The following is a 2960-nucleotide window of genomic DNA, read 5'->3' on the forward strand; positions in this document are numbered from 1 at the left end:
GTCCGCCGCCGCGCTGGCGGTCTCGGCCCTGCCGCCCGCATTCTCCGAATGCGGCAGCAGCCAGGGCCAGGCCTCCTATACCTATACCTGCGCCGCCGGGCAGACAACCTCCGGCGTCGCGCCCGGCCCCTCCGTCTCCAACGGCTGCGGCGGCGGCCCCTCCGGCGGGGGCGGCGGCTCCGCGTCCGGCGGGACATCCTCCTCCGGCAATTACGGCGAGGCGACGTTTTCCGTCCCCGTCTCCGGCGCGTATGTTCCCACTATAGTGCCCAATCCTCCCTCTATTCCCCCCACGCCCGAGACGTGCCAGTTGCCTTCCACGGAGGCTCCGTCGGACTGTCCGCGGTGCTACGACGAGGCGTCCGGCGGCGTTTTTGTCAGCGGCGATCCGGCGGTCTATGTCCCCAACTTCGCCGGGCCGGTGGATTTCCGGGTGTTTTATCTCAGCGACAACCAGGACGCCGGCGACATCGGCAGGTCGTGGCGGCATTCGTTTGAATCGTCGGTGCGGGTGTATCCGGCGGCGCGGCTGCTGGCTTCGGCCTCGGTTGCGGGCGGCTGGAGCGACCCGTATGCCCCCGGCGCCGTGATGAGCGCCTCCGGCATGGCCATTCCCGCCTCCGACCTGGAGACCGTCGCCGTCGTGCGCCCGCCGGACGGGCGGCGGCTGCTGTATTTCCTCAATTCCTCCGGCCAGTGGGTTGCGCCTGCGGGCGAGACCGCCGTTTTGTCGGTTTCCGGCTCCACCGCCGCGCCGTCGGGGTTTGTGTGGAGCGCGGACGACAGGCTGGTTTATTCCTACGACGGCGCGGGGCGGCTGGTTTCGGTAACCGACCGCAACGGCGCGGCGCTTTTGCTGGAGTATTCCTCCGGGCTGCTGTCGGCCGTGCGGGACCCGGACGGGCGCGTACTTTACTCGTTTTCGCGCGACGGGGCGGGGCGGGTGTCTTCTGTAACCGACATCGGCGGGCGGGCGCATTATTTCGGCTACACCGGCTCCGGGCTGCTGGAGCGGCTTGAAGGGCCCGAGGGCGTGTCAACCTTCGGCTATCAGGGCTATTCCGTATCCGGGCTGGAGGGTTTTGCGGGCGGGTATTTCGCGCCGGGCGGCTGGGGGAACGCGGAGCTGCTTTCGCGCGTTACCCCGCCCGGCGGGCAGGTTACAAGCTATGCTTACTCGGCGCCGGCGTACCGGGTGGACCATTCGCGGGACTGCAAATCCGTTCCGGCGTTCAACTACGCGGGCGCGGAGCGGTGCGCGCTGCTGGCGGGCGCGGCGGCTCCGGCGGACAAGGTGTATCTGGCGCCGCTTGCGCCGGCGGCGTCCGGCTATTATTTCGTGGACCGGGCGGCGTTTTCGGCGTGGTATTTCCCGCAGCGGTATTATTTAAGCTCCAAAACCGGGCCGCGGGGGACATACACCTATGAATATATCGTAGACGACCAGACCGGCGAGGGCGAAACCCGCATCACGCCGCCTTTGGGCGGCAGCGAGGTTGTGCGGTGGAACAAGTCCAACGGCCATTTCCGGCGGGCGTACACGGTTGACGGCGCGGGCGGCAAGACGCTGTTCGCCTACGATTCGGCCAACAATCCGGTTCAGGTTACCGATCCCGCCGGCAACATCCGCGGCTATGCGTGGGACGCGAAAAACCGGCTGACCGCCGCGACGGACCCGCTCAATAACCGGATAAATATCGGCTACGACCCTTCGTCCGGCAACATCAGCTATTACGCCGACGCGAAGGGCAACACCGCGCATTTTTCGTACGACGGGAACGGCAACCTGTCGCGCATCACCGACGCGGCGGGGCATTCAACCGATATAACCAATAACGCGCGCGGGCTGCCGCTGGCGATAACCGATCCGCTGGGCCATTCGGTAACAATCGGGCGGGACGGCTATGGCAACGCGACATCCGTAACCGACGCGCTGAACCGCAATTCGGCTTTCGCCTATGACATCATAGGCCGCGTAACGCGCATGACGGACCCGGCGGGCAAGGCGGCGGCTTTTACATACAACCCGGACAACACGCCCGGCACGGTTACCGACGCCATCGGCGGCGTAACGCGCTACGGCTACGAGCCGGGCGATTTTGAAACCGGCGCAAAGCGCCTTGTTTCGCTGACGGACGCCGCCAATCACGCGACGGGTTTCGCCTACGACGCGCAGGGCCGGTTGGCATCGGTAACGGACCCGCTCAATCATGCCGCCGCTTACGGCTACGACGCGGCGGGAAGGATCAGCGCGGCGGCTGACGCAAACGGCAGCAGCTTCGCATTCGCTTACGATATTTTGGGCCGGCTGGCATCCGCGACTGGCCCCGACGGGCAGACGACCTATGTTTATGACCTTGCAAACAATCTCACGAGCATAGAGGACCCGCAAACAAAGTTGCAATTCGGCTATGACGCGGCGGGAAGGGTAACGGCAACAAGCGCGCAGGACAAGATTGCAAACCTCGGCGGCGCGTTCACCTACACATACGACGCTGCCGGGAACCGGCTGGCGATGACGGCCTCCGGCTACACATGGAGCTACAGCTACGACGCGCTGAACCGCCCCGTAACGATAACCGCCCCCGGCGGGACGCAGTTCCGGTTCACCTACGACGCGGCAGGCCGCAGAACGCGCATGGACATGGGTGCCGCTGTCGCCGCGGATTACGTCTACGACGCGGCGAACCAGCTTACCGGAATAATTTACCGCCGGAAAACCGATAACGCGGTAATCGCGCAGGTTGGCTACACATACGACAATGCCGGCAACCGCGCAACCATGGCTGACGATTTCGGCAGCCACAATTTCGGCTACGACGATTTGCACCGTCTGACAGGCGCGGTACACCCGTCCAGTGGCGCGCTGAGCGTGCAGTCCGAGACCTTCGCCTACGACGCGGTGGGCAACCGCACAAGCGACGCCGTGCGCTCCGGTTACGCCTGCGACGGTGCAAATC

1 protein-coding gene is annotated in these 2960 nt (G+C 65.6%); it reads left to right on the forward strand.

Translation table 11 applies throughout. The annotated features are described in order from the left end of the window. On the forward strand, nt 1-2960 hold a 2960-nt coding region (locus tag WC421_11735), incomplete at both ends, for a hypothetical protein (GenBank protein ID MFA5162897.1).

The organism is Elusimicrobiales bacterium, from assembly GCA_041651175.1.
In the GTDB taxonomy this organism is placed as follows: Bacteria; Elusimicrobiota; Elusimicrobia; order Elusimicrobiales; family Elusimicrobiaceae; genus JAQTYB01.